The following is an 18,322-nucleotide window of genomic DNA, read 5'->3' as shown; positions in this document are numbered from 1 at the left end:
TAATTTTTAAATTGAAGCGTTTTTCCCTGCTTCAATTTCTAATGACTCTTCATGCCACCAAAGTGTTTCTTCAGGGTCTTCTTTCGCAATTTGATGTGCTTCTTTTTTCGTTTCTACTGTAGGATATGAACCTTTTAGTGCACGTCCTGAAGTTGTAACGAATAAAACACTAAATACGACTAATCCAATAACACTTACACCCGCTAAATAAAATGCTGGTGCCAGCGGGTTACCGGTTGCATGAACTAAGTATGAACATACGAGCGGTGTTGTTCCACCGAATATAGATACAGAAATATTAAATGAGATCGAAAGTGCTCGATAACGTACATCGGTGAAAAATAGTGATGGTAATAATGAAGGTAATGTTCCTTCATACACACTTAAGAAGAAACCTAATACGAAAATACCTGCAAATATAGCTGCAATATGCCCGTTACCTATTAGTAAAAATGCTGGAATTGCAAATACAGTTAAACCGAGTAAACCAATTTGCACGACGCGTTTATTACCAATTTTATCACTTAATTTACCGAAATATAGTGCTAGTGGAATCATAAGTGCCATCGTAATAGAAATAATTAATAAGCCAGTTGTTTCTTTGACTTTAAGTACTTGAGTTAGATAAGAAGGAATATACGAAAGAATCATATAATTCGTAATATTAAAGAAGGCGACAATTACTGTGCTTAATAAGAAGTCTTTTTTGTGATATTTCATAATATCCATAAATGAAAATTGTTCATTGTCTTCAGATTCCTCTTGTGCTTTTTCCATCTCTTCAAAGATAGGAGATTCATCTAAATGACGGCGTAAATATAAACCGACCAAGCCAATTGGTGCAGCTATTAAGAAAGGAATACGCCAGCCCCAGCTGAGCATTTGTTCATCTGTTAACAATAACGTCAAAATGGTAACAATTACCGATGCAGCAATGTAACCTGAGAGTGTTCCAATTTCAAGACCACTACCGAGTATACCACGCTTTTTATCTGGAGAAGATTCTGCGATATAAACCATTGCACCTGAATATTCGCCGCCTGTAGAGAAGCCTTGAATCATTCGGGCAACTAAAAGTAGTATCGGTGCCCATACACCAATTTGTTCATAGGTTGGTAGTAATGCGATGAATAATGTAGAAAGTGCCATTAAAATAATAGTAGTACTTAACACGATTTTTCGGCCGTACTTATCTCCTATTCTACCAAAGAATACACCTCCGATTGGTCGAACGAGAAAGGCTGCCGCAAATGTACCGAATGTGAGTACAAGTTGCAATCCACTATTATCAACACCTGAGAAGAATAATTGACTTAAGATAACCGCTAAATACGCGTATAATCCGAAGTCAAACCACTCCATTGCATTCCCTATACCAGTAGCAACTACTGCTTTCCTGGCTTGTTTAGGATTGACAATATTAACGTCTTGAGGTTCAAAATTTAAATCATTATTTTGTTGCATATAATTAAACAGCTCCTTTTTTAATTTAACTTCTTTAAGCACACCTTCTCTTATTGAATAAAATTAATTCGAAGCACTTAAGGAAAAGCAACGTCTCCTTATCTGTTATTATTATTTCACATAATTAATTATTTGTCCAATTAAATGCTCTTTTTGTATAAATTTACACCCTATTTAACTTTTCACAAAATGAAGTTTAGGCTATATAATATATACCTTTACACTACAAATGAACCTTTCATTTTTTTATATGTATAACGTTTCTATAATTGCTTCCTCTAACCTAGAAATCAGTAACTTTTACTTAAGATTTGCATATATTTAAAAAGTGAACTCATTAGCTCGAATTCTGTTTTATTACATTCAACTATAATATTATTATAGTTTTAAAGGAGGCTCTTTTATGTTGGAAATAATAATTTTACTTACCACTGTTTCTTTTCTCTTAATTATTTCTGTATTTTTCATTACCTTAAAACAATATAAAGAAATTAAAAATATAAAGACTATATTAACTACAAAAAAAGAAAATGAGGAAGCTCCATCCGAAAACTCCATCCCTCTACAATTAGACCTTGGTGTTCTCAATAATTTACTCGCTTCTGGAATAAATAAAAACTCCAATTCAAGTAATGAAAATTGTGAATCTGATAAAAACAAATGATTGTTATGCTTATACCAAAAAGAAAATATATCTCCTATTTTATCTAATCTTATTAACAACTACCTCTGATTAAAAAGGAGACTGCTTATGTGTAAAAATTCAATTTCTATTATTATCCCCATACAACATAAAATAAAAAATTTACCTAGAATTTTGGAAGCATGTGAACAACTACAGCCTTTAGAAATTATCCTTACTATTAACGGATATACCCAGGATTCAATTGGGAGTGCAGATTCCTACAATTGTGAAATTATTACACTAGAAGAACCGATAGAATCTACTAATTGTTATGTAATTGGTGCAAAAAAAGCAAAGGGGCAGTATCTCTTATTTTTAAATGAAATTTACATGGTTCCCCCCTCCTTACTTATACAATTTCTTCAACCATTACTAAATGGATCTGCTGACGTCGTATTAAATGATTTAGACGATTTTTTTTATCAAAAACAACAGCCAAATATAGCAATGATTTGGCAACAAGTTACGAATCATTTTTTTCATCGCCCAGATTTAAATATTAACTCCTTATTATTTCCTCCCTACGCAATGACAAAAGAAGCGCTTGACGTAATTACTCCAGATAGTTTATCAAATCCAATATTGGCCCAAATGAAAATTATTGAACATAAATTTCGGATTTGCGATCAATTAAACATTTCTATCCCTCAAGTTCCCTCTTTTCCTTCAACTCAACTCATTCATTATCATCTTGCAGCCATTGCAAATTGGCTCAATATAGAGCAAAATCCAAGAGGAAACTATACCGATAATAATCGAAAGCGGCATATTATTTTAGGGCTTCAAAACGGGGAACAAAAATCCATTCCAAAAATAATTACAGGTAAAGAGTTTTATTCGAATACTTATGGAGATAAACAATTATCAGTTATCATCCCTGTTCAAAATGAAGAAAAAACGATAGAATCTGTCATTTTTGAGGTGCAGAAATTAAAACCTTTTGAAATTATCGTTATTGTTAATGGATCAACAGATAAAACAGAGGAATTGGCGAAGGATTGCGATGCAACAGTTATTAGTTACGAAGAAGCACTTGGAAATGATACGGGACGTGCTGTTGGTGCCTATTTTGCCAAAGGTGACATATTATTATTTATAGATGGAGATTTCTTAATTTCTAGTTGTGATTTATTACCATTTGTACAATCTATTCAAAATGGCACGGACTTAGCTTTAAATAAACTAGATTACTACTATATGTATCGTCTTCCCTATTCTATCGTCACCGCATGTAAATATGCTATCAACTTAGCATGTAATCGGAAAGATTTAGGTATGGGATCCACAATTGCTGTCCCTCATGCTTTTAGTCGAAAATGCCTTCATACAATTGGGTTTGAATCACTTCTTTCACCAACCTTAAGTCAAGTGAAAACAGTTTTAGCAGGCTTTCATGTACAAAATGTCCATTCTGTCGACGTTGATAAATTGAATCGTGTTCGACCTGAAAAACACTTCTCTGAGGAAGGTTCCCTTTCATTAGCAACACAACAAATCATTGGTGATCATATAGAAGCAATTTCTTACCTAATCGAACAAAAAGAGTACTTTTAATTATACATCCTGCCTACTAAATAATATATTATCTCATTTTTAATATATAGCAGAATAAAAAAGATGGTTTGTAACCATCTTTTTTATTTTTACATCAGCTCAAAAGAAAAGTAGAAGGCAGGCTTTTCATTTCTTAAGAAGTTTGAAAAGAGAGGCTTGTTAATGAAGATTCAACACTTAAATCATCATTTAGTGCAATTGAGAAACATGCAACTAATGGTAAAGTAATAACAATTGATCCACTAGGATTAATTACAATTGTAGGACTTGTCCCACATTCGCCCCCACAATCTACTACTGCATCAATTCCACTACCAGGGGTAATTGTAATTTTAAGACACACATCTAAACAAACATTATTCGTAATACATGCCATAACTCTCCCTCCTTTCCTTTAACAATATATGCAGTTAATTAAATTCGGACACGACTCTCGTACTAAATTTTATAAATTAGATGTTATTTTACTATTCTTGTCCCTAACATTAATTTATATAGAAATAAAAATATCGGTACTTCTTTATTTACTCTTCACCTTATATACTTAAAATAAAGTGAAATAAAAAAAGTAAAAACCTCTTCATGTATTTGAAGAAGTTTTCACTTACACTCTATCCGTTGCTATTTCACCCTTATTAGTAAAGTAGCTTCCAAATTAAAATAAATCTTTAAAATCCCTATTCTTCAGTAAATAAGAAAGCCCTTCTACATGATCGCCGGTAATTCTCAATACAGCTGGTGGATGTCCTACTGTTGCAAAGTGCTCATTTGGACGAATACGATTTGGTTTCATTACATCTACAAAATGGACACATTCGACTTTGTACCCTTCTAATATTGCCTTTACTTGCGCAACACACGCTGTGTGAAGAGTGTCCCACCCGATTCCCTCTACACATTTTCTACTAATAGCATGGGGAACAGCAATTGTAGATCCTACCCCTAAATCTTTACGGTTACAAGCAATATTCAGCATATATTTATATAAATTTACAATATATAGAGGAAATCTAAGATTTAAATTTAAATCGTTTAAAACCATATCAACACCATCCGCAACAGCCTGCGTTAACGGATGAAGATCTTTTGCTGGAATAGCAAAATCAGCATCAATAAAGAGAAGTATATCCCCTGTGGCTTCTTGTGCACCAATTGCCCGTCCTACATCATGCCCTAATGTTTCTTCATAAACAATTACGGTTGCTCCTAATTGCTTAGCGATTACTTCTGTCTGATCTGTTGATCCGTTAATGACAACAATTATTTCTTTCGGTTCAACTTTTCTCGCTTCAAGAATAACTTCTTTAATCGTCCCTTCTTCATTTTGTGCCGGTATAACAATTGATAACTGTTTTCCATTATAAATTGATGAATTCATCCCCCACCCTTTATGGAAATGCAAATAATTCTTTTGTTTTTTTAGTTGCTCTATAATGCCTCTTTTTCTTCCTCCATCTGTATAGTTCCCTCTATCATCTTTTCGTTGTAACCAACTTTCCAAAGCTTTTACATTCTCTTTAATCTCACATACTTCTAATTTAGTTAATTCATTTTTATAGAAAGAGGTTTTGTTTGCGGGTATATTATTCAAGGAGGTGTTAGTGATGGCTGACGAGGATTGTAGTCGCCACCCTTTCTCAATAAGAGTTATTTGAGAAAGAACGGGATTTTGTAAAGTGTCATATCCAATGTCTTCAATTGCTTTTGTAGTAATAGCATATGGCATAGATAACATCGAATCATATTTTAAATCCATACGTCCCAATACATCGTTTACTATTTTTCTATACACCATAGCAATACTTGGCCATTCCACTCTCATCTTTTCAAAACATACAGAGTCTTTGTTATTCAAAATTACATCCTGTTCCTTTTTCAGTATCGGTTCTATAAATCGCTCTAATTCTACCGAAAAAATAACATCTTCCCCATCTAAAAATAAGACTACATCTCTATTGGCGATTTTTGCCCCATGAACTGGTGCTTTCCATTTATTTTTTTCTTCAATCACAACAACGTTACTCTCAACAAATGTAGGTATGGATTGTATCGCACTCATTCTATCATCAGCTACAATGATAATTTCTAATGGTTTTATATGCTGCAATTTGTTTAAAATTTGATTCAATTTCGATTTTTCTTCTCCTAAAACTATAACGACTGACAGCCCCACTTCTTTTTGTTTTTCTTTTACAGTCTGATTAGGCTTTACTTTTTTTATATATTCAATTGTCTCACTCTTACCTACAGCTGCATGCCCTGCTTTTTTATCGAAATATAAATCTATTACAATTTGATTTACTTCCGTATCTTTATCCAGTTGTTCTAATTCAGAAATGAATGGTAGTAAATGATTTTGTACATCAAATTCACATGCGAAATTTTGCAAAAAATAAATATTCGGTACATATTTAATGTGATTAAAAAATTTCACAACATTAATTCTTTCGCCAAATTTCTCCTCAACTTCTTCTCTTGATAAACCTGGATAAGACAAATCGAAAACTAGATTTATTGGTACAGGTATCCATTTTAATAAATTTGTTTGAGGATTATTAATTAAAACTGTGGAGCCCTTAACGAATCCAGCTAAAATTAAAGACATAAACCCTCCCCCGGAACTGCCATAAAACAACACGTTTTTTGAATCAATTTTTAACTTTGCAAATAATATTTCTAGAATATTAGCTATATCTTGCAAGTAAAATCTATCTAACTCCCCCTGTCCCCAACCTAAAGATAATTTCCCAAGATATAATGTAGGATCATTATAATATATAACAGTATCTTCAAATTCATCCATCCATGAATGTCGATGAAAAATAGGCGGACCAATTGGCTGTTCTTGAAATCCACCTGCTCCGGATCCAAAAACAATAGTGTTAGAAGCACCGGGCTTTATACGAATTAAAAATTCATACGTTACTTTACCCCAATCAACCTTGAGTATAAATGGTTCTGTAGTTTGAAAGTCCATTTGCCATAATTCTTCATATGAAATGTTAATTTTTTCGTACTGGTCTAACAGTTTAATCACCCTTTCCATCTATTTCCAGATGTTCTATTAAGTAAGAGAGAGCTTCAACGTGATCACCAATTATTCTTAATACTGCTGGAGGATGTCCATTGTGACTCACATTCTCCATTAAACGAATTCTATTCGGTTTTACAACATCAACGTAATGTACACATTCTACTCTATACCCTTGTAATATAGCTTTTACTTGTGCAAGACTAGGGCATAGTAAACTTTCCCAGCCTATTGCATCTAAACATGATCTACTCATAGCATGTGGAATTGCTACTAATGAGCCATTGCTTAATTCTGGACGATTATATGCTAAATTAAGCATATATTTTACGATGTCTACAACATAAAACGGAGGATGTAACATCGGATTCAAATCATTTAATGCTATGTCAACGCCAGCTGAAACTGCTTTTGTAAAGTGATGCAAATTACTTCCTGAAACACTAAAATCACCATCAATAAATAAGAGAATATCTCCTGTAGCTTCAAACGCTCCAATAGCACGTCCAACATTATGACCAAGCCGTTCGTTATATTTAATAATAGTAGCACCAAGTCTTTTAGCGATATTGGCCGTTTGATCTGTCGAACCATTTACAACGACAATTATTTCTAGCGGTTCTATTTTTCTTGCTTCAAGTATTACTTGTTCTATAGTTTCTTCTTCATTTTGCACTGGTATAATAACAGAAAGTTGCTTTCCGTTATAAATTGATGAATGCATACCCCAACCTCGATGATACGAAGGATACTGCTTACTTTCACCTAATTTTTGAATAATATCTCTTCTTTTTCCTGCATCAGTAAACCCTACTCTTTTTCCCTTTTTCTCTATCCATTTAGAAATACCGATTAAATATTTTTCCACTTTCTCTTTTTCATTTTCTAATAATTCTTTTTTAAATAAATATCCTTCTTCTTCTAACGTTTCATCTTCAGATAACGTTTTTATTGCATATTGATCGTTAATCCGCCAGCCTTGATCAACTATGTTCATATGGGCTAAAACGATATCTTTTATATAATCAAAGCCGATATTTACCACTACTTCTTTCGTAAGTGCATATGGTAATGAAAGTATTGAATTGCTTTTTAAATCTGGTCGAGATAAAATTTCATTTAACATTTTTCTCCAAACAATATCCATATTTGGACATTTACCAACTTCAATAAATTTATCTATTTTGTTTAATACTACATCAGCTTGATTTGTAACGACTGGCTCAATAAAATTCTTCATTTCATTTGAAGATATTGAAAAATTACTATTGACAAATAACAATACCTCTCCTTTTGCTGCCTTTACAGAAGCTTCATACCCTTCATAATACGTACTATATTTATCCATCAAAACAATATGGCATTTATGTTTCTTTGCTATTTCATACAAATTACTTCTATCGTTAGGAACGAAAATTATAATTTCAAGAGGATTTAACTTCCATATAGATTGAATTGACTCTTCTAATATTTGCTCTCTTTCACTATACAAAATAATAACCGTTAACGATTTCATTACACGCCCCCTTTACACATCATGTGACATAAAATATTAAGTATTACCATTTCCTATGAATTTGCTACTTTATTAACATATTCAAAAGTGAATTATACTGTGTAAAAACAACCGTCTATTTTTGAAAATATAAGTTCTGCACTTACCTCCTTCCTCTTATCATTGTTTGTTACAACTCTTACCATTTAAAAACAAAAAAGCCCTAATTTCTTTAGGACTCTTTTAAACTAATTTATCAATATTATTAATTTTATATACTACCTTTTTCCATGTTATACCGCGATCTTTTGTAGTAAATATTTCTTTTTTATTACACGCCCAACCTTTACGCCGATTAAAAAAATGCAAACAAAATACATTTTTTAATACTGGATTACTTGATACTTTTATCCATTTTGCTCCTTTTTTTATTATTTGATATACACCTCCATTTTCGCTATTTATAACCCAGCCATAATAGGAACTAAAAAATGAAACAGCCACTTTACTAGTATTTATTGTTTTATTTGAAATATGCCACGAATTTCCTTTATCAAATGAGTAATTCATTAAAAATATATCATCATTCATTTTAGTTGGTATTACTAATAAGTTATTTTTATAGATTGCTTTATAAGCCATAGTAGTCCCATTATTAATTCCTTTAAGACTTGGAATATCTTTTATAGGATGCCAACTTTCCCCACCATTTATTGTTTTAAATACCACCGATGTTTCATAATGTTTTTGTAATGAAATAAACCCAATTAGATCGTTTATAAATGTTATCCCTGAAATACTATCACTAATACTTATATTCTTTATTACTTTCCAAGCTTTCCCTTTCGTTTTCAAATAGTATAAATTATGTTCAAATTTATTTGATGCAAGCTTTCTAGATAATACAATCCATATACTGTCCATATTCGTAGCATGCAATTGCACTTGAACATCAGTCGATTTCTCCCAATCTTCTTCAACCGGTAAAATAAACTCACTCCATCTTTCTCCTCTATTAACTGTATAAAATATAGCTGGCAATAAATCCTCATTCGTTTTTGTTAAACCATACGCCCAAGAGCTTCGAGCATCTATTGGATATGCAAATAATACAATTGAATTTAGAGGATTAACAACATCCCATTCTACTCCTCCGTTTCGAGTATATAAGATGGCCTGCTTTTTATTTGTATATTGAATACCAGCCCAACCATATTTATCCGTTCTCATTTGTAAAGAAGTAAATTGAATATCATTATTTTCCAATATATCACCTCATTCTTATTATATATATATTCGTATGCTATTATTTTCAAAACGTTCTATCACTCGTTGTTAGTACCACTCGTTTTATCTACTATCTTTATTTACTTACTTTTTCTTTTTTTCACCACTCTATTATCATTCAATATTATAAAATGTCTTCTATTTTCCGTTATCATTTAACAACGATTGTATTTTATAAAATTCTAAAATAAAAAGCGCACCCCCATTGTAAAAATATTACTAACAATTAGGGTGCACTTTATATAAAATATAGCTTAAAATTTTTAAGCACTTACTACAGCAGCAACTTTATCCATACAAGAAATAAATTGATTAATAAATGCATCAATTTCTTCTTTCGTAATTATATATGGAGGAAGTAAACGAATGATGTTCCCTTGTGTAACATCAACTAACATCCCTTTCTCCATTAGCTCCACCTGTAATTTCTTCACATTTTCATTTGTATCATTTAAACTAATTCCAAACATCATGCCAGCATGACGTACTTCCTCAATATAATAACAATTTTCTTTCTGGATTTCTTGCAATTTATCATTTAAATATAGTGACATTTCATACGATTCTTGCATTAAACCATCGTCAATCAATGTGTTTAATACCGTTAACCCTAAAGCCGTTCCCATTGATGAATGAGCAAATGTTGTGCCGTGATCTCCAGGTGCAAATACATCACATAACTTTTCACCTACAATAATTCCGCCAAGCGGAATCCCGCCTCCTGCTCCCTTACCAATTTGAATAATATCTGGTGTAATATTGAAATTTTGATAGGCAAATAGTTTACCAGTTCTCCCCATACCACTTTGTACTTCATCAACGATAAGTAGTACATTATATTTCTCACATAAGTGTTGAACACCATGTAAATATTCACTTGATAATGGGTATATCCCCCCGCTACCTAATACAGGCTCTAACATAATCGCAATTGGATTTTCATGAATAATTGTTTCTTCTAATTGCTCTATATTCTCACGCTCTACTTCATATACTGGAATCGATGTTTTAGGGAATTTTTGATATACACTTTCTTGTCTCGTAAAATGAAGTGCTCCTAACGTACGTCCGTGGAAACTATTTTTCAGCACTACGATTCCTTCACGTTCCTCATGCGTATTAGCTCTATATTTATCAATTAATTTTAACGTTGTTTCTGTCGCTTCCGTACCAGAGTTTGTAAAAAATACTTTTCCGTTTTTTAAAGAGCACTCTACTAATTTCTTTGCATATTCAATCGCAACTGGGTTTAAAAAATGAAACGGCAGATGCAATGATTTTGAAACTTGCTCCATTGTCGTTTGCACGATTTTCGGGTGATTGTATCCTAATACGTTCACTCCGACACCAGAAAATAAATCTACATACTCTTTACCATCCACATCATAAAGTTTGCACCCTTCTCCTCTTTCTATTGCTACCTTCGTACGACAATACGTAGGCATCATGTATTCTTTATCTAATTGAAACCAATCCGACATTTTAAATTCCTCCTAGTTATTTCCCCTATTTATTTATGTTTATTCTCTATAAATTCATTTTTCAGATTAAAATTTTAATAGTAATTTTCTTCACGATATTCATTTTCCCATAATTTCTTCTATTTCAACAGGTCCACTACATGCACGTTTTTTTCATCTAGCGGTCTGCTACTCCTCTGCATGTCATACATAATCAAGGGTATAAAATCATATTTAGTAACAATGGATAAAAAATATTTGGAGGCAATATCGATGAATGAAAACTATGATAAACAGGGGCAATCTTTGCTAGGGAAAGGCTTTAATGCAAATGAAGAACGTAATGAACAAGCTACACTTCACTCTCAAACAGTTGGTTCACGTGGACCTGTTCTAGAGCAAGATAGTGTACTTCACGAGACGTTACAACAATTTATTCACGAAAAAATTTTAGAAAGACCTGTTCATGTAAAAGGATTTGGTGCGTTCGGTTATTTTCAAACGATCTATCCAATGTCTGAACATACAAAACTCAGTTTTTTACAACATTCTAATGAAAAAGTTCCCGTTATGGTGCGATTTTCATTAGCTGTTAGTACGAAAGGAACACCTGATACTTCTAGAAATGTACGCGGTTTTTCTACAAAGTTTTATACAAAGGAAGGTATTTTCGATCTTTTATGTAATCATATTCCTGTCTTTTCCGTTCGTGATCCGATGCGCTTCTCGGAAACGATTCACGCGTTGTCACCTTCACCTAAAAATAACTTACTAGACCCTAATAGGTTTTGGAGCTTCGTCGCTAAAGCACCTGAATCCATTCATTTCGTTCTTCATTTATATTCTGATGCTGGTACGGCCAAAAGCCTTCGCCACATACCAGGACATAGTGTTAATACATATGTTTGGAGAAATGCAGAAGGTAACCGAAAGTATGTAAAGTATCATTGGTACCCATTTGAAGGTGTACAATTCATTACTAGTGAGGAAGCAATTAAACTGGCTGCTGAAAACCCTGATTATAGCGGGAAAGATTTATATGATGCAATCGCAAATGGCAAACCAGTGGAATACGGATTATATGTCCAGCTCATGGACCCGAAAGATGAAGCCCATCTTTCTTATGACCCTTTAGATGATACAAAAGTATGGGATGAAAAGGTGTATCCTCTTATACCAATAGGCAAAATGGTATTAAATAAAAATCCAGAAAATTATATGGAAGAAGTAGAAAAAGTCGCCTTCTCCCCTTCTAATTTACTAGACGGTGCAGAACTATCAGATGATAAAATGTTGCAAGGGCGAGCTAACATTTATAGTGATTCTCAAAGAAGAAGAATTGGACCTGAGTTCCGCAAATTAATGATTAACCAACAGAAAAATTGGACACCTGCTAAGCAAATAACGAGCGGTAACGGAAGATATGTCGAAGGTAAACTTGAAAGAACTTCTATAACGAAACAGGATGACTTTACGCAGCCTAGTGAATTTTATGCGAAGTTAAAACTGATAGAAAAAGAGCATCTTGCTAAAAACTTAGCTGATGATTTGAAAGTTATCTCGGATGATATTAGAAAGGTTGTTTTGGGATATTTTCATAAAGTGTCTGCTGATTTAGCCGCAAAGATTGAGAGTGCGTTGCAAAAGATCTAAGCATATAAAAAACGTCATTTTAATGTTTAAAATGACGTCTTTTATAGAAAAATTACTAATAAAATCTATTGTCTCGTTTATAAATTATTAAAGATAGATTCTCCTGTAAGATTTTCGTTATTTCATTTTACATTATGGTACTCATTTCTCTTTTTTAAATAATCTTTTTCACATTGCAACGGCTTGAATTTCACTTTTTTCCCTTTCTTCTTTTTTGTTTCTATGACGATCCATTCCCCTTTTTCAATATCTAGTTTTAGGCGTTTCATTACATTGATAGTATCTTTTTCTTTATAAAGTAAAAATGCTTCTTGCGCACTCACAAATAAGCTAGGCTGCTCACTAAATCCACCACTATCATAAATTTTAGTTAGCGAATTATAATGAGAATCATTTTCCCTTCCGCCATACATCAAATGGGCAGCCTCCAAATTTCTTTTACTAACTTCCCAAAAACTATTTTCATCAATATTTAAATTAAATGTGGATTTAATATCACTTATTATATTCTTCACATGCTTGTCATCTCGAATTTTCCTTTTTTCAAGACAATCAGAAGATAGCTCTGGTGCATCTGTTTGAGAATGTACAACTTGTTGAATAGATACACATAATATAAATACACTTAAAATATACAATATTTTTTTCATACTTACGTTTCACCTCAAGTAATTTAGATACTATATTATTTGAGGCTCACAATATTCTTATGCTAACAATGTGAAAGGCCCTATAGATTGGACTTTTATAGAGCCTTTCAAATTAACATTTCTTTATCAAATTCACCGGTGAAGCAATTACCTTACTATTTTTTACGTCATATAGTCCTATAGGCGTTACCCGTATAAAAGGTAAGTGCGTCGCAGAAAAGAATAAAATGGTAAAAGCCGGATCGTCATACGCGTAGCCACGCTCTTGGAGTAGTTTCACCATTTGTTTCTCTTCCTGTATTAATTCACTCATTTTTAAATTAGACATAATCCCGAGTAATGGTAATGCGATTTCATGTAATACTTCATTCTTTTCAGCTAGTACCATTCCCCCGCCAAGCTCTTTTACTCTATGAAAAGCTGTAAGCATATCTTCTTTATTCTTCCCAATAAGAATGATATCACCGGTACCTGAATATGAGCTAGCAAGCCCACCAAGTTCTTTCGCAAAACCTTTGACAACTGTATTCACTCGCCACGTACCGTCACGAGCAATCATCATGAGAAAACACTCATCATGATCTAGAGAAAGTTCATCACGGTTTAAATCAGTTTCAGTCGTGTATGGTTTTGTTATAACGTTATTTAATAATTGTATTCCCATTTTATGAGAAAAAATCATATCCTCTTTTTCTATGGACCAGTCTAATAGTAATGGCGTTACTTTGAATTGACTCCAGTCTATTTGTAATGATTCATTTTTATTTACTCCGTTACGCTTCACCCATTTCCCTTTTGCTATTACACTTATTGGAACCGGGTTTTCTTTACTTTCCAAAATATTAATATTAGCAATTCTACCTGTTGCAATTGAACCATGTAGATGTTCCATATTATAATAGCGAGCGATATTATAGCTTGCCATATGATAAGCATCTATTATTGGCACTCCTTGTTTTATCGCGGTAGCTATCATTACATTTGTCATTCCATTTTCATAGAACGAAGGATGTGAGCCGTCTGTCGTAAGAATAAATCTATCAAACTGCTTTACTCCTAGTTCCAGCAATTCTTTCAGTAACACTTCTAAATCTGGACGGATTGAAGAATTTCTTAGGGAAACCGTGTAACCTTGCATAAGACGAGCAAAAGCTTCCTGTCCTGTCATCGCCTCATGATCACAATCTGTACCTAACAGTTTTAACTTCGCTAAAGTCGTTTCAGATGCTCCTGGAAAATGTCCTTCTACTTTTTTATGTAATCGTTTCGTTTCCTGAACCCAATGTAACATTTCATCATCGCCATGTAATAACTTTGGCCACGCTGTTAGCTCGCCACCTTGAAGAACTGCTTTATGCTTTAGCCACTTTATTATTTCTTCACGATTAAATAAAGATTCCCCGTTTTGCAATTCAGTCTGTCCATCAAAACGACACCACCAATACATACTTGCTGGAATCTTTTCAAATTCATCTAATAAACAAAATGCTTCTTCACGTTGTAATGTGAAAAATAAAGTTAAATTATCATTAATAAAAGTAGTCGTCCCAAATTGCATCGCATAATTCGCTAAAGTTTCAGGATTGTATAATTGATACGGATGTGCATGCGGTTCTATGTAACCGGGTACGACATACTTTCCTTCGCAATCAACAACTTCACACTCCGTTAATTGCCCTGGTAGCTGCTCCCCTACGTATACAATTCGATCATTATATATCCAAATGTGCGCTGTCATCCACTCGCGCATATAGGAATTTAAATAAGTTGCATTTTTCAATAAAATGTGTGGACTTCTTGTGCCGCCTATTACTTCAACATGTTCTCTTAATTGCTTGTTACTCCATCTAAACTGATTTTCTCCCAATGAATTTCACTCCACATCTAGTTACTATTATTTATTAAAATAAAAATAATTAACAAACTAAAGTATTATCCATTCATAACTCCCCTGTATAAGCCCTATACCCTCCATTATATGGAATGATTATAAAAATAACAATTTTCAGAATTAAAAATACATCTCTTTGATCAACAATAAAAAGGATGTCGTGTAACCGCCATCCTTTTTTATACTAAACTATACGATTGAAATACACTTGATGTCATTCTAGGAATGCTAATACTGTCCTTTAAAGCAGGAGCCTATTCGCATTCTATTCATCTATTTCTTAAATTCAATTTGCATCATTTTATTAAACTGTGTACCAATATCAATCACACCTAAAGAATTAGTACTGACAGCCAATGTATGTTTGCCACCCATTACTCCACCAGCAAAAGTAGTAAATCCAGGAATTCCTCCTGTATGCCCCCAAACTGATGCACCGTTTGGAAGTTTAGTTTCATAGATCCCAAGACCATATCCATGACCAATGTCTTCTCTTTCTGTAGGAACTGTTGTCAACATTTCTTTTAGCTGGGTTTCCTTTAGTAACTTACCACCAAGTAAAGATGAAAAGAACTTATTTAAATCGTCCGCATCTGAAATCATATCTCCCGCTGAATTAGCTAAACTCGGATTATAATACGTCATGTCTTTCAATTCACTTTTTTCGTCAATTTTCATATACCCTCGAGCATGATTCTTTCCTGGGATGACGGGTGAATTACCTGGTAAAAACGTATTTGATAGATCCAAAGGCTCAATAATGCGCTTTTCGATTTCTTCTGCATAACTATTACCGGTTATTTTTTCAATAAGCATTCCTAGTATTACGTATCCTGTGTTTGAATACGACCAACCTTTACCTGGCGAAAAATCTGGTGGTAGAGCAAGTCCTATCTTTACTATTTCTTCTGCTGCATACGTTTTCTTCGAATTCATTATGTCAGCGTCTTTTGATTTTAAGTATTCAGCTATACCACTCGTATGATTCAAAAGTTGACGTATCGTAATTTGATTGCCATCATACCCATTTCCTTGAATGAGACCTGGTAGCCACTTTTCAATTGGATCGTCAAGTTGCACACGATTTTCTCCTACTAATTGAAGAACAGTCGTAGCAGTAAAAGTTTTCGTCACACTACCAATCCGAAAACGATAATCCGATTTCATCGATTTCTTTGTACTTAAATCCGCCACGCCAGCAGTGTAGCTACTAGTTTTTCCGTTGTTAAAAGCCTTAGCTAATATACCTGGTGTGCCAAGCTGTACCGTTTCCTGCATGACTTGTTTCCAGCCATTCCGATTCTTTTGATCATGTACTTGTGACGAACTAGAAATATTTTGAGTAGATTCTGCTTTCACAGTAAATCCTGGTGTGAATAAAGTAGTACCCGTTAATAAAACTGCCAAACTCGCTAACTTAATGGAATAACATTTTTTCATAAGGCTTTCTCTCCTCTATTCATATCGTATTGATTTAAGCTATACTTTCATCCTATATGATAAAACTCTCTTTTTTCTTATCCATTCCTTACGAAATACTTACTTTCGAGATTTAACAACCAAATGAAAAAAAGTAATGTATGAAAATAAAAGAGAACGTGTTTTCAATTTATGAAAACACGTTCTCTTACATACTTAAAACCCTATATTCACTTTTACCATCCTGCACTAGCGTTCATCCCATTTCCGATAATAGTAAGTATTAATGGCCACAGCACTGGTGCTAACGTAAGAAATAAATTTAGCAGTATAAGTATTCTATATCTTCCAGGAATATTATAATTTTTATGATTAACAAATACTAAAATCACTAATAATATTATGTTCGTTACAAATAAGAGTAACACTAACAGCCAATACCAAACCATTAAACTGAGACTCCATGGCTGTAATAGCTCGTGTACAATACCAAAGGTGATTCCCAATACTGCAAAACTAAAAGTAGTAACTGTTGCTTTGATAAACAATTTACTCGTTTTTTTTATCATATGTATACTTACAATATAAATCTATTAACGTATATAAAGATAAAAATGCCATGAATACACCTACCCAAGACAATAACCAGTCTCCGCCCCCTCTAACTACCATAAACAGAAACCAACACATCCCTGCTGCAGAAAAAATAAAGGAAAGGAGTATGTTTTTCAATACCGGTTTCATTCTATTTTCACACCCTTACAAAAATTTAAAAACAAATAATAACTTATTATTTACATGCTACTCGTAATTGTTTTATCTCTTTTTCATTCTATATTGATGTAGTGAAGATAACTCCACAAAAAATGTAACGAGCAATACTCTATTAAGACAACCCATTTCCATTAGTATTGATATAAAAAAGTAAGTATACATTACCATATATTTAAATATAAGTAAATAAAATTAATTTACAGTTAATTTTATTTACTTATATTAATGTCACCCTTTACCGTCTCGCTCTATCCATCGTACAGTCTTCTCTACATCTAAATCCGTATACGTCTTTTCACCATAACGAACAGACTCATATATTGAAATAATATCTCTCGTTCTACAAATTCTCGTTAACCATTGTTGCATCGTTTCATAAGACCTTCTCTGTTCGTGAAATGGTAATGTTCTTTCCCATTCAACTAACGTTTTCCTTATCGTATCTTTAGGTAACGGCTGTTCAAACTGATGCTTCACTTTCTTGTTCTTTTCGGTTCTATCCGTATTTTCCTTTGTTATCGATTGTTTATCCTGTTCTATTTCTGATTTTGTTACCTTTTTCCTCATTAATTTATAAAAAGCATATAGAATAACTAATGCAATAACTACATAAAAAACGACACTAATCCATGCATTTGAAAGAACAGAAAACACATCAGTCCATGAATTTTTTTCGTACAAAAAGTGGAATTTCCCTATCTATTTTTGTTCTTGTATCTACAACTCCTGTTTCTTCATCTATAATTCTTTCAGGTTCATCAAACTGTGCGTCTACAGTAGTAAAATCATAATTTCTTTCCGATATTGTCTCCGTCTTACTAGAAAAAAGCCCTTTTACTATGCCTTGTACATGCACAACACCTTGTGATAACGTTATCGCACTAACCGTAAAGAAAAGTAGTATGAATACTCTAGCACTCCACAACTTTACTTTCACATGTCTCTCTTTATTAGCCATG

General features: G+C 33.1%; 12 protein-coding genes and 2 pseudogenes. 3 read left to right on the top strand and 11 right to left on the bottom strand.

The features are described 5' to 3' along the window. Window positions 1-6: 6 nt before the first annotated feature. Entirely contained in the window at window positions 7-1,464 is a 1,458-nt protein-coding gene (locus tag AC3WVA_RS17215; protein ID WP_048526247.1) for an MFS transporter, read from the bottom strand. 403 nt (window positions 1,465-1,867) lie between these two features. On the opposite strand from AC3WVA_RS17215, the gene AC3WVA_RS17210 reads away from it, so the two are divergent. Both AC3WVA_RS17210 and AC3WVA_RS17205 read left to right on the top strand, forming a co-directional pair. Further along, entirely contained in the window at window positions 1,868-2,128 is a 261-nt protein-coding gene (locus AC3WVA_RS17210; protein WP_098347453.1) for a hypothetical protein, read from the top strand. 87 nt (window positions 2,129-2,215) lie between these two features. After that, window positions 2,216-3,703: a glycosyltransferase gene (locus tag AC3WVA_RS17205; RefSeq protein WP_098347454.1), complete on the top strand. Its 1,488-nt coding sequence runs from the start codon at window positions 2,216-2,218 to the stop codon at window positions 3,701-3,703. A gap of 133 nt (window positions 3,704-3,836) precedes the next feature. Here AC3WVA_RS17205 and AC3WVA_RS17200 read toward each other — a convergent pair whose 3' ends face one another. From AC3WVA_RS17200 to AC3WVA_RS17180, 5 genes are all read right to left on the bottom strand, one after another. After that, on the bottom strand, window positions 3,837-4,079 hold the full coding sequence (locus tag AC3WVA_RS17200; protein WP_098347455.1) for a hypothetical protein: 243 nt from the start codon (window positions 4,077-4,079) through the stop codon (window positions 3,837-3,839). A gap of 279 nt (window positions 4,080-4,358) precedes the next feature. Continuing rightward, window positions 4,359-6,680, bottom strand: coding sequence for a glycosyltransferase (locus AC3WVA_RS17195; protein WP_492322073.1), 2,322 nt, complete (start codon window positions 6,678-6,680; stop codon window positions 4,359-4,361). Window positions 6,681-6,732: 52 nt separating this feature from the next. After that, a complete protein-coding gene (locus AC3WVA_RS17190) occupies window positions 6,733-8,250 on the bottom strand; it encodes a glycosyltransferase family 2 protein (RefSeq protein ID WP_195756102.1) in 1,518 nt (505 codons plus the stop codon). A 222-nt stretch (window positions 8,251-8,472) separates the two neighbouring features. Further along, window positions 8,473-9,495 (bottom strand): hypothetical protein, encoded by a 1,023-nt coding sequence (locus tag AC3WVA_RS17185; protein ID WP_098347458.1) that lies wholly within the window; start codon window positions 9,493-9,495, stop codon window positions 8,473-8,475. Between the two features lie 284 nt (window positions 9,496-9,779). Beyond that, window positions 9,780-10,997 carry an aspartate aminotransferase family protein gene (locus tag AC3WVA_RS17180; protein WP_492322061.1) on the bottom strand — a complete coding sequence of 406 codons (1,218 nt, stop codon included), beginning with the start codon at window positions 10,995-10,997 and terminating at the stop codon, window positions 9,780-9,782. A 222-nt stretch (window positions 10,998-11,219) separates the two neighbouring features. Between AC3WVA_RS17180 and AC3WVA_RS17175 the strand changes: the two genes are divergently transcribed. Beyond that, complete coding sequence (locus tag AC3WVA_RS17175) at window positions 11,220-12,629, top strand: catalase (RefSeq protein ID WP_349303024.1); 1,410 nt, start codon at window positions 11,220-11,222, stop codon at window positions 12,627-12,629. 122 nt (window positions 12,630-12,751) lie between these two features. Here the strand turns inward: AC3WVA_RS17175 and AC3WVA_RS17170 are convergent, their stop codons facing one another. From AC3WVA_RS17170 to AC3WVA_RS17150, 5 genes and pseudogenes are all read right to left on the bottom strand, one after another. After that, on the bottom strand, window positions 12,752-13,279 hold the full coding sequence (locus AC3WVA_RS17170) for a hypothetical protein (protein ID WP_157409921.1): 528 nt from the start codon (window positions 13,277-13,279) through the stop codon (window positions 12,752-12,754). 112 nt (window positions 13,280-13,391) lie between these two features. Continuing rightward, window positions 13,392-15,146 (bottom strand): adenine deaminase C-terminal domain-containing protein, encoded by a 1,755-nt coding sequence (locus AC3WVA_RS17165; RefSeq protein ID WP_349303023.1) that lies wholly within the window; start codon window positions 15,144-15,146, stop codon window positions 13,392-13,394. A 297-nt stretch (window positions 15,147-15,443) separates the two neighbouring features. After that, a complete protein-coding gene (locus AC3WVA_RS17160; protein WP_098347463.1) occupies window positions 15,444-16,610 on the bottom strand; it encodes a serine hydrolase domain-containing protein in 1,167 nt (388 codons plus the stop codon). A 215-nt stretch (window positions 16,611-16,825) separates the two neighbouring features. Beyond that, window positions 16,826-17,333 (bottom strand): annotated as a pseudogene (locus AC3WVA_RS17155) (DUF3902 family protein). A gap of 258 nt (window positions 17,334-17,591) precedes the next feature. Next, window positions 17,592-18,321 (bottom strand): annotated as a pseudogene (locus tag AC3WVA_RS17150) (signal peptidase II). Window position 18,322: the final 1 nt, after the last annotated feature.

The organism is Bacillus sp. EB106-04-02-XG92 (assembly GCF_058791995.1).
Note: the sequence above shows the minus strand (reverse complement) of the source record. Positions and strands in the feature narration are given on the sequence as shown.